Source organism: Neolewinella antarctica (assembly GCF_011927835.1).
GTDB classification, from domain to species: domain Bacteria; phylum Bacteroidota; class Bacteroidia; order Chitinophagales; family Saprospiraceae; genus Neolewinella; species Neolewinella antarctica.
Map to the genome: position 1 here is coordinate 738,833 of NZ_JAATJH010000002.1, position 18,922 is coordinate 757,754.

Sequence of the window (18,922 nt, forward strand, 5' to 3'; positions counted from 1 at the left end):
TGAAGAAGATTCCGTGCTAAAATCATGGGTCTTGGTAGGTTGTCCCGTAAGCGATAACCTATCTTTGCCCTTACAAATGACTCTCTCAAGCAAGCTCCGATATTTTTCTTAGTCAATATGGCCGATAATATTCATCCAGTATTTGACCGAATGGTCCCCCGCGAAGAGCGCGAAGCACGCAACGGGCACCGTGGTGGCGTATTCTGGCTTACCGGCTTGTCCGGCAGTGGAAAGTCTACGATTGCCACTGCGGCAGAACGCCAACTGTTCGAACAAGCAACACGGGTTGTCTTACTAGATGGAGATAACATTCGCAGCGGACTGTGCAACAATCTCGGTTTCAGCCTGGAAGACCGCCGGGAGAATATTCGCCGGATCGCCGAAGTCGCCAAGCTTTTCGCCGCTTCCGGCGCGGTCGTAATTTGCTCGTTCGTGAGTCCTACGCGCGACATTAGAAGTATGGCCCGGGAGATTATCGGCGGGGCGGATTTCCACGAAGTATTCATCAATACCCCACTCGAAACGTGCGAGGCCCGCGACGTGAAAGGCCTGTACGCCAAAGCACGACGTGGCGAAATTAAAGGATTCACCGGCATCGATAGTCCTTACGAACCTCCCATTAATCCTATGCTGGACCTCCGGACTGAAAAACTCTCCGTTGCCGAAGCCGCCAACCAACTGGTTGCCGTCACGAAAAAAGCTACTTCTTTCTAACAAAGTACCCGTCTACCGCACCAAGAGACCAATACATCACTAGATCAATATGTCCAATAACAAAAGTAACTACCAGCTCAACCACATCCGTGAACTTGAGTCAGAATCCATCTTTGTTCTCCGCGAAGTAGCCGCTCAGTTTGAGAACCCGGTTTTGCTCTTCAGCGGCGGCAAGGACTCTATTTTGATGGTACACTTGGCGGTAAAAGCCTTTTACCCAGCCAAGATTCCTTTTACTCTACTTCACGTGGATACCGGCCACAACTTCCAGGAGGCACTCGATTACCGGGACGCACTCGTGGAACGTATCGGCGCAAAACTGGTCATTGGCTCGGTGCAAGAAGCCATCGACAGTGGCCTGGTACGGGAAGAAACGGGTTACAACGCTTCCAGAAACTACCTGCAAACGGCCGTGCTACTAAAGTCGCTCGAAGACGGTAAGTACGACGCTGCCCTTGGTGGTGGCCGCCGCGATGAAGAGAAAGCCCGCGCTAAAGAACGTTTCTTCAGCCACCGCGATGAATTCGGACAGTGGGACCCTAAGAACCAGCGCCCGGAGCTCTGGAACCTCTTCAACGGTCGTAAGCAGTACGGCGAGCACTTCCGGGTCTTTCCAATCTCCAACTGGACGGAACTGGACGTATGGCAGTACCTCGCCGTAGAAAAGGTCGAATTGCCCAACTTGTACTTTGCCCACGAGCGCAACGTTTTCCGCCGGGATGGCATGTTGCTGGCCGACTCACCCGTGCTGCCCCGCCGCCCGGAAGAGAAATTAGAAAAAATGATGGTCCGCTGTCGTACGATCGGTGACATCACCACGACCGGTGTCTGGGAGTCAACCGCTTCGACGCTAGAGGAAATCATCGCCGAAGTATCCGTCGCCCGCCAAACGGAACGCGGTGGCCGTGCGGACGACAAACGTTCGGAAACTGCCATGGAAGACCGGAAAAAGCAAGGGTACTTTTAAGATTCGGTCTCCAGGTCTATGGTCTCTAGTCTGCGACAACACGTTTTCTGACAATCTTAACAAGGAACCACAGACTCTAGACCACAGACTCTAGACCACAGACCAGAGCCCCCCCACACCCTTCCCTCTTCCCCTACCAACCAAAAAATAAAGCATGAGCCTCCTACCTACAGAACACACCGAACTCCTTCGTTTCACCACCGCCGGCTCCGTCGATGATGGCAAGTCTACCCTCATCGGCCGGCTGCTGTACGATTCAAAGTCCATCTTTGAAGATCAGTACGAAGCCATCACCAAAACCAGCGAGAAGCGGGGAGAAGTAGGCGTCAACCTGGCGCTGCTGACGGACGGGCTCAAGGCGGAGCGCGAACAAGGCATCACTATTGACGTGGCCTACCGCTATTTCGCAACGCCCAAGCGCAAGTTCATCATTGCCGATACGCCCGGCCACATTCAGTATACCCGTAACATGGTTACGGGAGCTTCTACGGCTAACGTCGCATTGATTCTGGTCGACGCTCGCCAGGGCGTGGTGGAACAAACTCGTCGTCACGCGTTCATCGCCAGTCTCTTACAGATTCCGCACATCATCGTCTGTATCAACAAGATGGACCTGGTCGATTTCGACGAGGGAGCTTACAATAAGATCAAGGAAGAATTTCAGAGCTTTAGCCACAAGTTGGACGTAAAGGACATTGACTTCATCCCCATGTCCGCCTTACTGGGCGACAACGTCGTCGACCGTAGCGAGAACACGCCGTGGTACGAAGGGTCGACCTTGTTGTATTCGCTCGAGAACGTACACATCGGTTCCGATAACAACTTTATCGACTGCCGCTTTCCCGTACAAACCGTGATTCGCCCTTACAGTGACGAGTTTCACGATTACCGCGGGTACGCAGGCCGGGTAGCCGGTGGTGTCTTCAAAAAGGGTGATAAAGTAACGGTGCTACCGAGTGGCTTTACTTCGACGATCAAAAAGATCGACACCTTCGACGGAGAGGTACAGGAGGCTTACCCACCCATGTCGGTTACCCTGCTACTGGAAGACGAGATCGACATTAGCCGCGGTGACATGATCGTCCGGGAAAACAACCAACCGGAGAACGGGCAGGACGTCGAAGTAATGCTCTGTTGGTTCAACGAGCGCCCCTTACAACCGCGCGGTAAGTACGCGATCATGCACACCACCAAGGAAGCGCGCTGCATGATCAAGGAAGTTCGTTACCGTTTGGACATCAACACGCTGCACCGCGACGAAGAGAACAAGACCGTCGAAATGAACGATATTTGTCGAGTGCTTCTCCGGACGACCGCACCCCTCTTCACCGACTCCTACCGGAAGAACAGAATTACAGGGTCCATCATCCTCGTGGACGAAGGAACTAACGAAACGGTGGCGGCTGGAATGGTGATATGATCGGTGAGGGGGGTGAGTTCGCTCCGCGCTAGCTCACGGCCTTATCGTCCCCTTCAACACGGCACCCCCGATAGTGATCGGGGCCGCGCCAATGGGTTAATATTGCACTTTGCTAGGACGCCGAATACCGTCGTACATTGAGCGGGCACAAAACCAGTTTTTATGGCTCAGCGCCGTACTCGCGACCGTATTCACGAGATTATTTTTGAGGCGGATACGCCGACGGGTAAATATTTTGACATCATTCTGCTGGTGCTCATCGTGCTGAGCGTACTAACCGTGATGTTAGAAAGCTCCGAGCAGTGGCAGCGCGACTACGGCCGCACGTTCCTAATACTGGAGTGGATATTCACGATCATTTTTACGATTGAGTACGTGCTTCGGCTCTGGACGACGATCAAGCCCTGGAAGTACGCCCTGAGTTTCTACGGCATCATCGATCTGATGGCCATACTACCGACTTACCTGACCATTTTTCTGTCCGGCTTCGGGGCGCAGGCCTTTGTGATCATCCGGGTGATCAGGTTGCTACGCGTGTTCCGAATCTTCAAACTCGGTAAATTTCTCGGCGAAGGTGACCAACTCAAAATGGCGTTGATCGCCAGCCGCAACAAGATCACCGTATTTCTTTTCGCCGTCACGCTGTTGGTCATCATCATCGGTGCGGTCATGTACCTGATCGAGGGGGGGACGAATGAGGGGTTCAGCTCCATACCCCGCGCGGTTTACTGGGCAATCGTGACGCTGACTACGGTGGGGTACGGCGATATTACGCCCAAAACGAACATCGGTCAGTTCCTTTCCGCGCTCGTCATGATCATTGGTTACGCCATCATTGCGGTCCCGACGGGTATTGTGACGAACGAGATGTTGAATACTAAAGCGAAGGGGCACCAAAAGAATACGCAAGCTTGCCGTTACTGCTCGCGCGATGGGCACGACGACGATGCCGAGCATTGTAAGTACTGTGGTGGGCTGTTGAACGAGCCGGAGGAGATCGATAGCTAACCACGATTCAGGTAGTTTCACAAGGGAAGTCACCCGCAGATAGAATGCGCGAACCAAGCTTCCTACATCGCGTTGGACAAAGCAAAACAACACTTACCGTGGCGAACGAGAATATTTTCCAAAGAGCGCTGAGCTTCACTAAAGAACTATTTAAAAATTACATGGATGACGACGCGCTGAACCTTGGCGCGGCACTGGCTTATTATACCGTTTTTAGTTTTGCGCCGTTGCTGGTGGTGGCGACGACCGTGGCGAGCTACTTTTTTGGGGAAGAAGCCGTGTCGGGGAATTTATACGGAGAACTAAAGAACCTACTTGGCCCAGATTCCGCCGAAACCATTCAGGAAATCGTCTCTAATGCCTATCAGTCAGGAGACTCTTGGTGGGCTACGGCCATCAGTATCGGCACGCTCGTCTTTGCTGCCACTGGCGTATTTGCTAACCTTCAGATTAGTATGAACAAAATTTGGGAGCTAAGGGCAGCTCCGGAAAATGGGGTGCTGGGCTTTGTCTTTAAGCGTTTATTGAGCTTTAGCTTCGTGATCGGGCTTGGTTTCTTGTTGGTGGTAACCTTGGTCCTCAACACCATCGTGCTGGGCTTTATGGACAAAATTGTCGAGTTGGTGCCGGGCATAAGCGAGGTCCTTTTAGCCGTAGGAACGTGGGTCTTGAGTACCGTCATCACCGCCGTCGTTTTCGCGTTGATGTTTCGTTACTTACCGGACGCAAAGGCTCGGTGGCGGGACATTTGGGTGGGTGCCTTGTTCACGTCCATTCTGTTCGGGCTCGGGCGGATTTTAATTGGCTTCTACATTGGTAACAGCGACTTCAGTAGTACTTACGGAGCCGCAGGGGCCCTTATTACGCTGCTTGTCTGGACGTATTACAACAGTCAGATTCTCTTTCTGGGCGCCGAGTTTACTTTCATCTGGGCGGCCCGGAGCGGCAATCCTATTTTACCGGATGACCACGCGGTGAAAATTCGTACGAAAGAAGTAAAACTCACCGAAGAGCAGGTAATCAAAGAGGCTGAGAAAACAAGAGTCGATACTTCCGGTAAAGGCAAGACGAAACACGATGCTACGGCAGAGAAGGGCAAAGGCATCAAAGGGCGGCCAACGGTTGATGATGATCCCGACCGTATTTCTCAGCGGCCAGTAGGGTAGAGGACTACTCCGGCTTTCCAACACGCTGTTGTTTATTCTAACATAAAGTTTGAAATTAACTTGTAACTAACAACAAGTTGTGTTACTTTTGCTATTGCCGCCACGGAAGTGTTTTATAGTGGCGGGTTGCAAAAAAAACAAACGAAATGTCTAGTTCAAACTCCACTCCGGCGCGCCGCGCTGGTAATAATCGTATACTCACAATTGACTGGTCGCTACTGCTACGCCGCGTAGGTGCCCGGGGCAAGCAGCTATTTTCTTCGGCTCGTTACAAGGCCTCGCAGACGGAATATATCCCCCCCGTATGGATGAAGCGATTTCACCTGAGCTGGTTTCGGCTCGGACTAATCGGCATCACCTTGTTTGTTTTTACACAGAAGCAAGTTGACTTTACCGTAAGTGTTGGAAAGGAGGGCTTGGCCATTGGGGCGAACGAAGGCCGCCACATGGCTAATAATGATGGCGAGGCCGCAGGTGCCGGGTCAGTGAGAAGTGCCATGTTGAGCCTGTTACCTTTCGTGGGTTCTGCCTCTCCGCAAGTTACGGCTACCAAACCTTGGAACGTAAACGACCTTAACGAATCCGCCGTACAAGCTTACGTCAGCCGCTTCGAAAAAGTAGCCCGCGGGGAAGAACGCAAGTACAGCATCCCCGCCGCGGCCGGGATGGCCTTAGCGATTCTGCACAGCAATGCTGGTAAGAGCACGGCGGCGACCAAAAAGAATAACCACTTTTTCCCAGTCACGGCCAACACTCACTACGAAAACGCCTGGCTCAACTGGCGCGCCCACAGCGAGCTCATTACTGATAAGTACCCACGGCTCGCCAGCGAATCCGTTAATTACCAGCAGTGGGTGGCCGCGCTCGCCAAAACGGATTACAGCCAGGATAAGCAACTCGTCAGCAAGGTGATGGACATCGTCGAGCGTTACCAGCTCGAACGGCTTTAGGGGTCACGCGTGTAAGATATTTCCAACAAGATTTCTCTAAGTGGTATTTATAGGCCTTCCATCCTTTCCGGGTGGAGGGCCTTTTTCGTGGTAGATAGGGCTTCCCTAATTATAAGTTGGTGAGCTGATCATTTGCAGTCGATGGTGCGCGTAAAACATAGCGTAGGTTTTCACCATATAAAACACAAAAAGAACCAAAAAGCACAAAATGTAAGGCAGGTCATGCGTACCATTTTGGTGCTTTTCTCTCTTCTTTTGTGACTTTTGTGTTCCGCTTCCACGAGCAGTTTGTGCGCCGTATGTTTTCCACGAAGATTCAGTGATACAGCGGGTGATTTGCAGCCAGGTCACCCCGCTTTTCCACCCATCTTTTTGCACCCGCGACCGCGCCCAACAAACTAAATGCCGCCGAAAGGGCTTTCACAGACCAAGAATGGACCTACTAGAACAAGAATACGCGCGCTTCATCGAATTTGGGCAGCTCCTCGACCGCCGCACCCGCCGCTACCTCGTGGAGTACCTCCGCGCCAAAATCAGCGACCGGCCGTACGAAGGCGAAGAACTGAACGACCAGTACGCCGGCTATTTCGTCCGCGCTCTGGACGAGGTTTTCGACATCGACCAACTGCTGTTCGTCTGTAAGGGAAACGAAAGCATTACCCAGCAGATCGTGCTGGACACGCTCTACTGGATCAAGAAAACGTTCGCCAAAACGGAAAGTCAACACCCCCACGTCAAGGAAGCCGACCTGCTTTCTGGCTGGAGCGTCACGCCCGTTAAGGCATTCAGCACCCGCTACCCCTACCTCCTCCAAACCCTCGGCACCACTTACACCCGGGAGGAATTCGATATCGCCTTTTACCGCGACCGCCTCGACCGCTTCTTCGCCAAGGACGTTGCGACCTGGACCAAGGCCGACCACCAGGACTTCGAACGTATCCTGACCGATCTACTCAGTCAGTGGGACGCTCTGCTGCAGGCCAAAATTCTCGCCTACCAACTCCAAAAATTTAGCGAGGCCAAAGAGAGCTTCGTCGACCTGCTTACCAACAAGGTTGAGGAGTATCGCCGCCTGAAATCCATCATCAACCCCTTCACTGAATACCTAGGGTGGGACATGAGTCGCGACCTCTGGCAGTCCACCAGTTTCGACGCGCTGAAGGAATACAGCGACCTCCTCGAAGACGAGCCGAGCCTGAAACGACTGGCTGATCAACTCGGTAAGATGCGCGAAGCCGAGATCGAGATCGAAGAAGAAACCTTCGAAAAAACCATCGTCCGCCAGGAGTGGGTCACCGATGAGTTTTCCAAGGCTGAAATCGTCGGTATTCATGAAACCAACGAACTCAGTCATCTCCTGAGCTCCGAAGCCGCATTGCTGAGCGACCCCGTCACCGAGACGGCCTTTCTCAAACGCTTCGCCGACGAGCGCCTGCTCACCTTTCGCTACGAAGACCGCAAGATGGTGCGGAGTGAAGACCAGATTATGGAAGTCCACCAGCGCGTCAAACAGCGCGAAAAAGGACCGTTCATCGTCTGCGTCGATACGAGCCAGTCGATGATGGGCCGCCCGGAGGAAATTGCCAAAGTCCTCACGCTCGGTATTCTGAAAATGGCGATTGCCAGCAACCGCCGGGCCTACCTAATTAACTTCAGCACCGGCATCAAGACGATCGACCTGTACGATATTGCCAATAGCATCGATGAGCTGGCTAGCTTCCTACGGATGTCATTCTACGGAGGTACGGACGCCACGCTCGCCATTTATGAGGCGCTGCGCCAGCTAAAGTCCCACGACTACGAAGACGCGGACGTGCTGATGATCTCCGACTTTGTGATGTACAAGATCGACCAGGACGTACTTAACGACGTGAAGTATTACCAGCACAACAAGAATACGGAGTTTCACAGCCTGGCGCTCAGCCGGGAGGCCAACGCGGAATTACTCGGGCGCTTCGATACGAACTGGATCTACGACCCGGCTACGAAGGGCGTCATTCGTGAGGTGACGCGGGGGCTGGCCACGATCACGGCGCGGGAATAGCGGGCTTATTCACCCCCGTCCGCTTCGGCGATGAACTGCATCGCTTTCTCCACCATTTCTCCTTCCCCCCCGAAGAAGGGCATACGTTGGTGAATGTCGGTTGGCTTAATGTCCAGAATGCGCTCGTAACCGTTCGTTGCCTGCCCGCCGGCTTGCTCCACGAGAAAGGCGAGGGGGTTGCATTCGTAAAGCAGGCGCAGTTTTCCGTGGGGTTTGCCGGTGCTCTCGGGGTAGAAATAGATACCGCCCTGAAGCATCGTGCGCCAAACGTCGGCGACCATCGAACCGACGTAACGGGCTCGGTACGGGCGGTCTTCTTCTTCGCGCTGGCAGTACTTGATGTAGTTCTTGACGCCCTGCGGAAAGTGTACGTACCCACCCTCGTTGACGCTGTAAATGTTACCCTTCTTCGGGATTTCGATGTTCGGGTGCGAAAGATAATACGTACCGATGGCGGGGTTGAGCGTAAAACCGTTCACGCCATTCCCGGTCGTGTAAACCATCATCGTCGAGGTGCCGTAGGCGATGAAGCCGGCCGCAACCTGGTTGTTGCCGGACTGTAGAAAGTCTTCCGTCGTCACGGGCGTGCCGATGGGGGAAACGCGGTGGTAGATGCCAAAAATGGTTCCGACGGTGATGTTGACGTCGATGTTGGAACTGCCGTCGAGCGGGTCCATGACGACGACGTACTTATTGCGATTCCGGTTGTCCGACCCCCGGATCTCGATGGGTTCCTCGTTTTCCTCGGATACGATACCACAGACGATATCGCGGTTCGTCAGCGTGTTGATGAAGGCTTCGTTGGCGAAAATATCCAGCTTTTGCTGCTCTTCGCCCTGGATGTTGGTCGAGCCGATCGTGCCGGTGATGTCGACGAGGCCGGCGCGGCGAATCTCGTGGCTGACGACCTTTCCGGCCAGGCGGATGGCGTTGAGGAGGCGACCGAGTTCGGTGTTTTCGTACTGGAAGTCACCGGGGCGTCCGAGAAGAAATTCGCCGAGGGTTACGGAAGTGGCCATGCTTTGTTTTTTTTGTTTGCGGAAGGTAAGTACCGTCGGGCGTCCTGACTAAGTACGGGATTAACTATTGTGGCGCGGTCGCGGGTGCGGAGGTTTTTTAGGAGGGGAGCGAGGGTAGGGCGGTGCCCCGTCATCAATAATAACGTTCGGGTGTAAGGTAGTTCGTCACGTAAGCATTAACGCCCTCTTCAAGACTCGCGAAGGGCTCGGTGTAGCCGGCTTGCCGTAGCTTGCTCATGTCCGCCTGGGTATAGTACTGGTACTTTTCTCGGATGTCTGCCGGCGTGTCGACGTAGCCGATATCGACTTGTCTGTTCATGGCGCCGAAGGTAGCCTTTGCTAAGTCGAGAAACGTCCTGGCCCGTCCAGTGCCGAGGTTGTAAAGGCCGTATTCGGGGGGCTGTTTGTCCATTAACCAGTGCATGACCTTGCACAAGTCCATCACGTAGATGAAATCCCGCTGCTGGTGGCCGTCAGCTACGTCCGCCCGGTGGCTGCGGAACAACTTCATGGCTCCGGTTGCTTTGACTTGCCGGAAGGTGTGCCAGATGACGCTCGCCATTCTGCCTTTGTGGTACTCATTCGGTCCGTAGACGTTGAAGAATTTGAGGCCGTACCAGGCGGGCGGGGCAGTAGCTTGGTCGAGCGCCCACTTGTCGAAGTCGTTCTTACTCCGCCCGTAGGCATTGAGGGGCTCGAGCTGGTCGACGACGTCGTGGCGGTCTTCGTAACCGTGCTCTCCCAGTCCGTAGGTAGCTGCGCTGGAGGCGTAGACCAGTGGTATTTTTTGCGTGCTGCAGCGTTGCCAAATTTCCCGTGAATACTCAAGGTTCAGCTTATCGAAAATAGCCTCGTTCGTTTCCGCGGTGTCCGTCCGCGCACCCAGGTGATACACACCCGTTAGCGGCCACTTTTCCCGGTCCCAGACCGTGAAGAAGTCGTCGCGCTCAACTTTTTGCAGGAATTGTTTTCCTTCCAGGTTGGGCGTTTTATCTTGGTAGTGGACGAAATCGTCGACCAGGATAAGGTCGGCCACCCCCCGTTCGTTGAGGTAAGCGACGAGCGCGCTGGGAATAAAGCCGGCGGCCCCGGTGATCACGTACATATCTTTGCCTTAGTTTCACGATGATAATTACCGCCAAAGATAGCCGACTGGCGGGGAGAAAAGGAAACGAGCCCTCACTCCGTTAGCTAATATTCAAGCAAGACCAAAGACCAAAGACCACAATGATCCACCTAGGTATAATCGAAGACGAGCCCATCATGCTGGCCAGCGTTGAAGAATGCTTTGAGGGCAACCGCGACGTAGAAGTCGTCCTGGCCGCCACCAGTGTCGAAAACTTCCTGGCATCGCTCCCGAAAGGCGCCGTACTCAACACCCTCCTGCTCGACATCATGCTTCCCGGTATGACCGGCATCGCCGGTATTCCCCGCCTCCTGGAACGCTACCCCGAGCTCGACATCATCATGCTCACCAACTCGGACGATTCCGACAACATCTTCCGGGCGCTCCAGGCTGGCGCATTCGGCTACATTTCCAAAAAGCGCGTGAACCCGAGCGTAATCCAGGATGCCGTGTACACCGTCCACCGCGGCGGGTCTTACATGTCGCCCAGCATCGCGCGCCAGGTCGTCGCCTTCCACAACCAGCAGCGCAAGGGCCCGGCCATCAACCCCGCCGACCGCCTGACACCCCGCCAACTCGACATTGTCCAGGGCCTCGTCGACAACCTCAGCTACCGGGAGATCGGCGAACGCTTGGAGATCAGCATCGAGACCGTGCGGGACCACATTAAAAATATCTACCGGAAGTTGCGGGTGAATTCTAAGATGGAGGTGGTGCATAAGAAGCTTAAGGGGGAGATTTAGGCGGTAGGCGGTAGGCGGTAGGTCGGTAGGCGGTAGGAAGAATTAGGCGGTAGGCGGTAGCGTGTCTACAATGTGCGGAGCCTACCGCCTACGAGCCTACTTCCTACCGCCCAAAATCTTACCGGACCACAGCGAATGCAAATCTTATACACGTTAATCAAAACCAAGTGCCAACCCTCCGCCTCCTAACCCTCCTCCTCTGCACCTGCGCCAGCGCCCACCTCTCCGCGCAGCGCCTCCGCGTGGAGTACTTCACGGTGAATGACGGACTGAGTGCCCGGGAGATCACCGATTTTCAGATTGGTGCCGACCAGTTTTTGTGGGTAGCGACGCTGGACGGCCTGAACCGCTTCGACGGCCAGAGCTTTACCCGGTTTGGTTTGGCGAATAACGCTGGACCTGGCCTGAGCAATGAAGCGCTGGATAAGATCGACGTCGACGTCGAAGGCAATTTCGTCATAACGTTCCGGGACTTTTATGGTTATTTTGACCGTTTCGACCCGCGCACGAAGCGGGTGACGCCGGTTCCGTTGGTGCCCAGCACGGGCGTAGTTGGATTCCCCCGCACGATCGTAACGGACGACTACGGGCGAATTTTCGCCGTTACGATTGGCCAGGAGGGCACCTACATTTACGAGTACACCCCGACAAGCCAAAAACCAACCGAGCCGTTCACAACGATTTTTCACGAGCCGAACGATGCCTGGACGACCCTCGCCCCCCGGGTTGAATTACTGCCGCTTAGTAACGGTCAGTTCCTGCTCTACGACGAGGAGCACGGCTTTCGCTACCTCAGCGCGACGGGTGAATTGATTTCCCGACCCTTCAGGAAAACGGCGAATCAACGTCGCTTCTATACTTTCGTTGAAGCGGCGAACGGCATGGTTTACTTCAGTTTCCGCGATGGCTACCCGCTCTTCAGCTGGCGCCCGGGTGTCCGCAGCCCGGTTATCCCAGTGGCGGGCCTGGATGCGGGTCTGCGCTATCCGGTCATTTCCGAAGACGAATCCGGCCAGTTATTACTGCACGCAACCGAAGATATTCTCGGCGATGCTTTCCCGCAGGAATACTATCTGGTCGATACCACCGGCCGATTTTCACTCTTTGAAAAGCTGATGCCCACCGACCGGGCGCTGACGGCGGTTGCCGCGATCAATTTTAACGAGACGGTATACCTCGGGCTGCGGGAAGGGCTGGGCGTAATCGAGCGCTACACCAACGCGGTCAGTACGTACCTCACCGCCGACGAAAGCGATAAATTAGCCATCAATCGCGTCCAGGGAATCTGCGAAGATTCTACCGGCACGGTCTACGCCATCGAAGAAGACGGATTTATTTACGCCTTTCCGCCGGAGGGGAAGCGGCCGGATACGCTCGTCCTCCGGTCGGAAATTGACTCCAACGAAGTCGTCACTTTTAGGGCTGGAAAAGGGTTGATCTACGACGCGGAGTACAACGCGCTGTGGGCCACGGCCCAACCCACGGGCCGGCAGAAGGGGGGCGTGCTCCTGCAGTACGACCTGGATACTCGCCTGACCCGGGTTTACCGCAGCAATTATGCTTTGGGGGCGCTGACGCAGGATGCCAGGGGGCGGACGTACGTAGCGGGGTTTGACGCCCGAAAACTAGGTTTGCTCCTTGAATTTGACGAACCCACCAGACGCTTCAACCCCGTCGAAACGGATCAGCTCCCCGGAGGTGAAATTTCTGGCTTCAAAATCAACCACCTCTCCCTAAGCAAAAACGGAAAGCTACTGCTCGGTACCGAAAAGCGGGGCTTACTGGAAGTTGATCCCCAGCGGCAGCAATTGAGAAAGATTGCGGTCGAGTCCTCTGCGTCCACCACCGAGCGGCCGATCTACACCGTTTACGAAGATGACGAGAATTGGTGGTTGGGTACCGATAATGGGCTTTATAAAGTGCCCATGTTCCCCAATGGCGAAGCAGCCAGGTTTACCCGGCTCGATGGCCTGAGTAGCAACGAAGTGTACGGTATCGCACCGGACAGCAGTGGTGGTCTCTGGCTCAGTAGCCCCGGCGGGCTGACTCACCTCTCCGCCAGCTTGAACCCCGATGACTTCCGCCGGTACTACCGCGAGGACGGGCTCGCCGATGACGAATTTACCCCACAAAGTTTCCACGTCAGCCGGGCTGGGGAGTATTTATTTGGCGGCGTCAACGGTATTACCGTATTTCGGGAAAAAGATTTTTCCGTCAACGCTACCGGTGCCGATGTCCTCATCACCGAGGTAAATGTCTACGGCCGTAATGAAGTCCGTGTGATCAATACCGACCTACAGGAGCTCAAACAAGTGACGGTCTTTTCGTACGAAAAATCCGTGGCCGTCTCTTTCGCGCTGCCGGTGGGCCACCTGCCCAGTTCAACGCAGTTTCGCTACCGGCTCGAAGGCTTCAACGACACCTGGGTGCCACTGACGAACGAGCGCACGATTCGCTTTAATAACCTCGAGTCCGGCAAATACCAACTGCGCATTCAGGGCGCTGGTGCCAACGGAAACTTTGGGGATCGGGAGACCAGGCTCGCGATCAACGTCCGGCAGTACATCTACGAGCACCTCTGGTTTCAGGGCCTGGTCATCCTGATGTTCGCCCTGCTCATATTTTGGATACTGCAGTCCAAACTTCGCGAACGACTCCGGAACGAGCAGTTACGTACCCAGCTGAGTAGCGATATTCACGATGAAGTCTCCGGCCTACTCGCCGGCATCACGCTACAGGCGGAGTTACTGAAGAACCGCACGGACGATGAAACCATGCGGGGCAAGCTCGACCGGGTGGGGGAGGCCGGCCGCTCGGCGATGTCTAAAATGAGTGACGTAATCTGGAGCATCGACTCGCGGCGCGACACGATCGGTGACCTGCTGCAGCGGATGCAGGAGCACGCGGATGAAGTGTTGCTGCCGGTAGATATTCGCTACGACTTCGCAGCTAGGGGGTTCGATGAAACTAAGGAGCTTTCCGGTAACATCCGTCAGGATCTTTACTTCATCTACAAGGAAGCGATCAACAACATCGCGCGGCACAGTAACGCCACGAAAGTTCAGATCGAGCTGACGCAGGCAAGTCAGATATTTGAGTTATTCATCCGGGACAACGGCCGCAAGGTGTTGGAAGAGGAAGTGGACGCCGCTGCGGGTGGTAGCGCCCGCTATCAAGTCCGCAGGGAGAAAACCGGTCAGGGAAAAGACAATATTCGGATGCGGGCGGAACGGTTGAAGGGAGAAATTACCATCGATGATCGCTACGGCTACACATTGGTGTTACGGATGAAGCGCCTCTAGGGGGAAACCCAACAATTCCTGTTACCTTCGTCGCCATGGCAAAACTTCGTCGTAATCACACCGGAAAAGGGCGCAATGCTTCCGGTGGTCGCATCACCAAGGTGGGGATATTCGGGGCTATCCTGGCCGCCATTATCTACCTGTTCGGGGCTTACGTGAGTCCAGAAGATTTCCCCATCCCCGCGGAGCCGCGATTAGACTACGCCGGGGAGGATTATTATCTGCCCGCCCCGTCCGGTGGGGAGATCGTGCGCCACCGGGGGTTCACCCTCAGCTACAATGAGGACTGGGAACAAGCCGAGTGGGTTGCCTACCTCCTGGAACGGGAGAATTTACGCAAGACTTGGTCGGACCGGAAGGATAACTTTCGCGAGGACCCGGCAGTGTCCTCCGGCTCGGCGGGCGGTTACGATTACCGGGGGTCGGGCTACGATCGTGGCCACCTGGCTCCCTTTGCGGACTTTGCCTGGAGTGCGGAACTCGCCGACGAAACCTTTTACATGAGCAACATCAGCCCGCAGGCGCGCCAGTTCAACCAGGGCGTCTGGCGAGAACTGGAGGAGCTTACGCGGGATTGGGCGAATAAGTACGAACGGCTCTACGTAGTTACCGGGCCCGTCATGACGCAGGACCCGAAGGGGACCATCGGACGGGAAACGCGGGTGGCCATCCCCGTGGCGTACTTCAAGGTCTTGCTCGACCTGGACGATCCGGAACAAAAAGGGATTGGCTTCGTCATCCCCAACGAGATCAGTTTCGATCCCTTGCCCAAGTACGCAATGAGCATCGATGAGGTCGAAGCCATCACCAACCTCGACTTCTTTCCGGAACTGATGCCCGCCGCGCAGGAAGCCAACCTCGAAGCGGTGGGTAATCCTGACTTGTGGACCTTCAGCAAGAAGAAGTACGATAAGCGAATGAAGAGCTGGAATAACGTTCGCAACTGATTTTACCCGAGCGACCTCCGCCCGACCGTAAGCCCGGGCAAATTGCTATCTTGCCCCGGAGTATCAATCCCCTCCCCCTTATGTCCAACGCCGATCAGTTCCGCCTCGCCATCGATAAAGCTTACACGTTCGATGGCCCCAGTTTGGTACTGGGTGGTGCCATGCTGGGGGAACGCACGTTGACGGATTCGCTCGTTCGCATCCCGTTGGGAACGCTCAACCGCCACGGTCTCATCGCCGGGGCAACGGGAACGGGGAAAACGAAGACGTTGCAAATCATCGCCGAGCAGCTCAGCCGTGAGGGCGTACCCAGTTTGCTGATGGACATCAAGGGAGACCTGTCAGGCATAGCCGTGCCGAGCGGCGGGCACCCAAAAATCGATGAGCGCCACACCGCAATCGGTATCCCGTTCGAAGCCAGCGGTAGCCCCGTAGAACTCCTCTCCCTCAGTGATGAGCCCGGCGCCCGCCTCCGGGCCACCGTTGTTGAATTTGGCCCCGTTCTTTTCTCCAAAATGCTGGGCCTCAACGATACTCAGTCCGGCATCGTCGCCGTCGCTTTCCGGTACGCCGAGGAAAGTGAGTTGCCACTACTTGACCTGAAAGACTTCCGTAAGATCCTTCAGCACATGACCGGCGACGGAAAGGAGGAAGTGCAAGATCGCTACGGAAGAATGTCCACCGCCAGCACCGGCGCCATCATGCGACGCATCGTGGAGCTGGAAGGGCAAGGCGCGGAAGGTTTTTTCGGGGAAACGAGCTTCGACGTCGACGACCTCACCCGACTGGACGAATTGGGCCGTGGCATCGTCTCCATCCTCAGGCTGACGGACGTGCAGGACCGCCCCAAACTGTTCAGTACGTTCATGCTGCAAATGTTGGCGGAGATCTACGCAACCTTCCCCGAAGCGGGCGACCTCGACCGCCCTAAACTCGTCATCTTCATCGACGAAGCCCACCTCGTCTTCGAAGAGGCCACGGATGCACTGCTGAACCAGCTGGAAGCGATCATCAAACTGATTAGGTCGAAGGGCGTCGGCATCTTTTTCGTCACCCAGAACCCAACGGACATCCCGAGTGATATTCTGGGCCAACTGGGCCTGAAAATTCAGCACGCATTACGGGCTTTCACCGCAAAGGATCGCAAGGCCATTAAACTTGCCAGCGAAAACTACCCGGTGTCCGATTATTACGACATCGACCAGGTGCTTACCGAGTTGGGTACGGGAGAAGCTTTCGTGACCGTCCTCGACCGCAAGGGCAGGCCGACCGAACTGGCACGCACCATGTTGCGCGCGCCGGAAAGCCGAATGGACGTACTGACGGATAAAGAGATTGACGCGATCGTCGACCGCAGCCCACTCGTTAAGAAGTACAACAAAGTAGTCGACCGCGAAAGTGCCTACGAGATACTGGAAGAAAAGATGAAGGTGGCCCACGCGGAGGAGCACAAGGCCGAACTAGAAGATCAGAAAGAAAAAGCACGCAAGACGACGACGCGTGGATCTTCCCGTGCCGAAAAATCCACCTTCGACACCATCCTCAACAGCACCACTACGCGGCAGATTGGCCGTACCGTAGCCCGTGAGCTCACCCGGGGTTTACTGGGTGTCCTTGGCATAAAGTCTACCACCAGCCGCCGGTCTAAATCGAGCTGGTTCTAACGCATCACCATAACAAACCCCATGGCAAACATTATCGCCGGCGCCCTCGCCCAGATTGCTCAACTACCCAAAGATGTACAGAATAAGGCTACTAACCAAGCCTTTCAAATGGCCGTCCCCTTCGTTGCGACGGCAAAAGTCCACTACGAACAGGTCGACCACAACGAGTGGATCGCGCACGTTCCCAACGAACCCGAAGTGCGGAACCACCTCGGCCAGGTTCACGCCGGGGCCATGATGACGCTCGCCGAATCCGTCGCCGTTACCATGATGGCCATGAACTTACCGCCGGATCGCCTGCCGCTCGTCAAGAGCCTCAACGCCCAGTTCGTTCGCCGGTCAAAGGGTGCCATCCGCGCCATCGCCCGGCTCAGCGAAGAACAGCTGGAGCTAATCCGTACGGAGCCAAAGGGAGAAGTGACCATTGAAGTCGACATCCGTGACGAAGACGGGGAAATCCCGGCCGTCATCACCGTCGTGCCGGCGTGGACGACTAAGAAGAAGAAGTAACGAGGGGAGTGAATGAAAAGGCAATAGCCTTCTTGATCTCCGTGATTAGTCGCTGGTCTGTAGTCTAAAGTCCGTGGTCAAAACACGGTACACCGAAGACTACAGACCAAAAACCAGACACTACAGACCAAGGTCTTTAGACCACCAAACCACCCTCACGCATACCGCCGAAAAGCCGCCACCAATCGGTCCGGCAAAACCTGCTCCGAGCTAGTGGTTAGGTAATCTTGATAAGAACAGGCGATCAATCGGTGCCGTGCATCCCCGTGAAACTGCGCCAGGGGGATTTCGCACCACCAGCGGTTCGTGGTGGGGGAGCGCAGAAAGGTCAGTTTGGTGGTATCGTCCATTTCGACAACGTATTCCATCATCCGCTCCGTAGTAATTGGAAAGTCACCGGCGCGGCGGGAGAACCCCTGGAGAAAATACCAAATCAGCTGGGCGTAGCTCGCCGCCGTCAGGTCGATGTTCTTTTGGTCCGTGTCTTTAGTGTTCAGTCCGTAGACGCCGAAGCTGTTCAGCTTGTCGCTGTTACCGGCGTAGTACGCCATTTGGCAGGTTTCCTGGAGGTCGAAACCACTGGGCTGCGTGGCTTTGCGGGCGGGGGCGTCGTTGTGGTGGAGTGCCCGGATGTTGAGGCTAGCAATGTCGGCGTCGCGGATCTGGGGTTCCAGGTCGGCAATGTCCTTTCGCGCCAGACCGAGCCTGATCGCTTCGTAGCTGTTGGCGTCGAAAAGCTTCCAGATGGCGGGGTCGACCAAGTGCTGCTGGCTGCCGATGTGCGTAAGGTGGAACGCTTTGCGGCCCTTACGGTGAATGGCCGGGTCGAGTACTTTTCCGTCCTCGCCGCTATTACTCAGCTCGACTTGGCTGTCGATATTCAATAGACTTACCTGCCGATTCAACTCGTTGAAAGACAGGTACTGGCTCGCAAAATACTTCGGCGAACCTCCGATTAGAATGGGGGTTATACCAGACGCATGCAGTTCCCTGAGCAACGGGATGGCAAACTCCGTCGTTGTTTTGCGGAGGTTACCCAGGTCCGCGATCGGCAGACCGTCAAAATCCCAAACTGTTCGGTTGAGGAACGTCCTCACCTTATTGGCTACCTGTTCGTTCAGCCCAATTAGCCCAACGGGGCACTGGCGGGCGTGCTGTTGCAGGTGCCGTCCAAAGCTGTAGGTTGGCAAGGTTTCATCCGGTGGCGGGGCGGGTTTTAGCCAGTTCTCGTACATAGGAAAATCGTTGCCGCCAAGGTAGACAACGCGCCCGGTCGCGCCCCAAATTTTTGTTACTATCTCGCAAATAATCGCGGACGCACGTACGTAAGATGCGTAATTTT

General features: G+C 55.3%; 15 protein-coding genes. 12 read left to right on the plus strand and 3 right to left on the minus strand.

What is annotated here, in order from left to right:
- The first annotated feature begins 117 nt into the window (after positions 1–117).
- From cysC to GGR27_RS08275, 7 genes are all read left to right on the plus strand, one after another.
- Entirely contained in the window at positions 118–714 is a 597-nt protein-coding gene (cysC, locus tag GGR27_RS08245) for an adenylyl-sulfate kinase (RefSeq protein WP_168036941.1), read from the plus strand.
- Positions 715–763: 49 nt separating this feature from the next.
- Positions 764–1,681: a sulfate adenylyltransferase subunit CysD gene (gene cysD / locus GGR27_RS08250; protein ID WP_168036942.1), complete on the plus strand. Its 918-nt coding sequence runs from the start codon at positions 764–766 to the stop codon at positions 1,679–1,681.
- A 154-nt stretch (positions 1,682–1,835) separates the two neighbouring features.
- The gene (cysN, locus tag GGR27_RS08255) at positions 1,836–3,101 is read left to right on the plus strand and encodes a sulfate adenylyltransferase subunit CysN (RefSeq protein ID WP_168036943.1); all 1,266 of its coding nucleotides are present in this window, start codon (positions 1,836–1,838) and stop codon (positions 3,099–3,101) included.
- 162 nt (positions 3,102–3,263) lie between these two features.
- The gene (locus GGR27_RS08260; RefSeq protein ID WP_168036944.1) at positions 3,264–4,109 is read left to right on the plus strand and encodes an ion transporter; all 846 of its coding nucleotides are present in this window, start codon (positions 3,264–3,266) and stop codon (positions 4,107–4,109) included.
- Between the two features lie 98 nt (positions 4,110–4,207).
- Positions 4,208–5,275: a YihY/virulence factor BrkB family protein gene (locus GGR27_RS08265; RefSeq protein ID WP_168036945.1), complete on the plus strand. Its 1,068-nt coding sequence runs from the start codon at positions 4,208–4,210 to the stop codon at positions 5,273–5,275.
- A 146-nt stretch (positions 5,276–5,421) separates the two neighbouring features.
- On the plus strand, positions 5,422–6,225 hold the full coding sequence (locus GGR27_RS08270) for a glucosaminidase domain-containing protein (protein ID WP_168036946.1): 804 nt from the start codon (positions 5,422–5,424) through the stop codon (positions 6,223–6,225).
- A gap of 433 nt (positions 6,226–6,658) precedes the next feature.
- Positions 6,659–8,269: a vWA domain-containing protein gene (locus tag GGR27_RS08275; protein ID WP_168036947.1), complete on the plus strand. Its 1,611-nt coding sequence runs from the start codon at positions 6,659–6,661 to the stop codon at positions 8,267–8,269.
- 5 nt (positions 8,270–8,274) lie between these two features.
- On the opposite strand, the gene fbp is transcribed toward GGR27_RS08275, so the two are convergent.
- Entirely contained in the window at positions 8,275–9,288 is a 1,014-nt protein-coding gene (gene fbp / locus GGR27_RS08280; protein WP_168036948.1) for a class 1 fructose-bisphosphatase, read from the minus strand.
- A gap of 133 nt (positions 9,289–9,421) precedes the next feature.
- The gene (rfaD, locus tag GGR27_RS08285; RefSeq protein ID WP_168036949.1) at positions 9,422–10,393 is read right to left on the minus strand and encodes an ADP-glyceromanno-heptose 6-epimerase; all 972 of its coding nucleotides are present in this window, start codon (positions 10,391–10,393) and stop codon (positions 9,422–9,424) included.
- Between the two features lie 122 nt (positions 10,394–10,515).
- Here rfaD and GGR27_RS08290 point away from each other — a divergent pair, with 122 nt between their 5' ends.
- The 5 genes from GGR27_RS08290 to GGR27_RS08310 all read left to right on the plus strand — a co-directional run bounded on the left by GGR27_RS08290 (position 10,516) and on the right by GGR27_RS08310 (position 17,580).
- Complete coding sequence (locus GGR27_RS08290; protein ID WP_168036950.1) at positions 10,516–11,157, plus strand: response regulator transcription factor; 642 nt, start codon at positions 10,516–10,518, stop codon at positions 11,155–11,157.
- 167 nt (positions 11,158–11,324) lie between these two features.
- Entirely contained in the window at positions 11,325–14,459 is a 3,135-nt protein-coding gene (locus GGR27_RS20415; RefSeq protein ID WP_168036951.1) for a triple tyrosine motif-containing protein, read from the plus strand.
- Positions 14,460–14,494: 35 nt separating this feature from the next.
- Complete coding sequence (locus GGR27_RS08300; protein WP_168036952.1) at positions 14,495–15,406, plus strand: DNA/RNA non-specific endonuclease; 912 nt, start codon at positions 14,495–14,497, stop codon at positions 15,404–15,406.
- 80 nt (positions 15,407–15,486) lie between these two features.
- The gene (locus GGR27_RS08305) at positions 15,487–17,070 is read left to right on the plus strand and encodes a helicase HerA-like domain-containing protein (protein ID WP_168036953.1); all 1,584 of its coding nucleotides are present in this window, start codon (positions 15,487–15,489) and stop codon (positions 17,068–17,070) included.
- Positions 17,071–17,091: 21 nt separating this feature from the next.
- On the plus strand, positions 17,092–17,580 hold the full coding sequence (locus GGR27_RS08310) for a DUF4442 domain-containing protein (RefSeq protein ID WP_168036954.1): 489 nt from the start codon (positions 17,092–17,094) through the stop codon (positions 17,578–17,580).
- Positions 17,581–17,735: 155 nt separating this feature from the next.
- On the opposite strand, the gene GGR27_RS08315 is transcribed toward GGR27_RS08310, so the two are convergent.
- Complete coding sequence (locus tag GGR27_RS08315; protein ID WP_168036955.1) at positions 17,736–18,815, minus strand: arginase family protein; 1,080 nt, start codon at positions 18,813–18,815, stop codon at positions 17,736–17,738.
- Positions 18,816–18,922 lie beyond the last annotated feature (107 nt).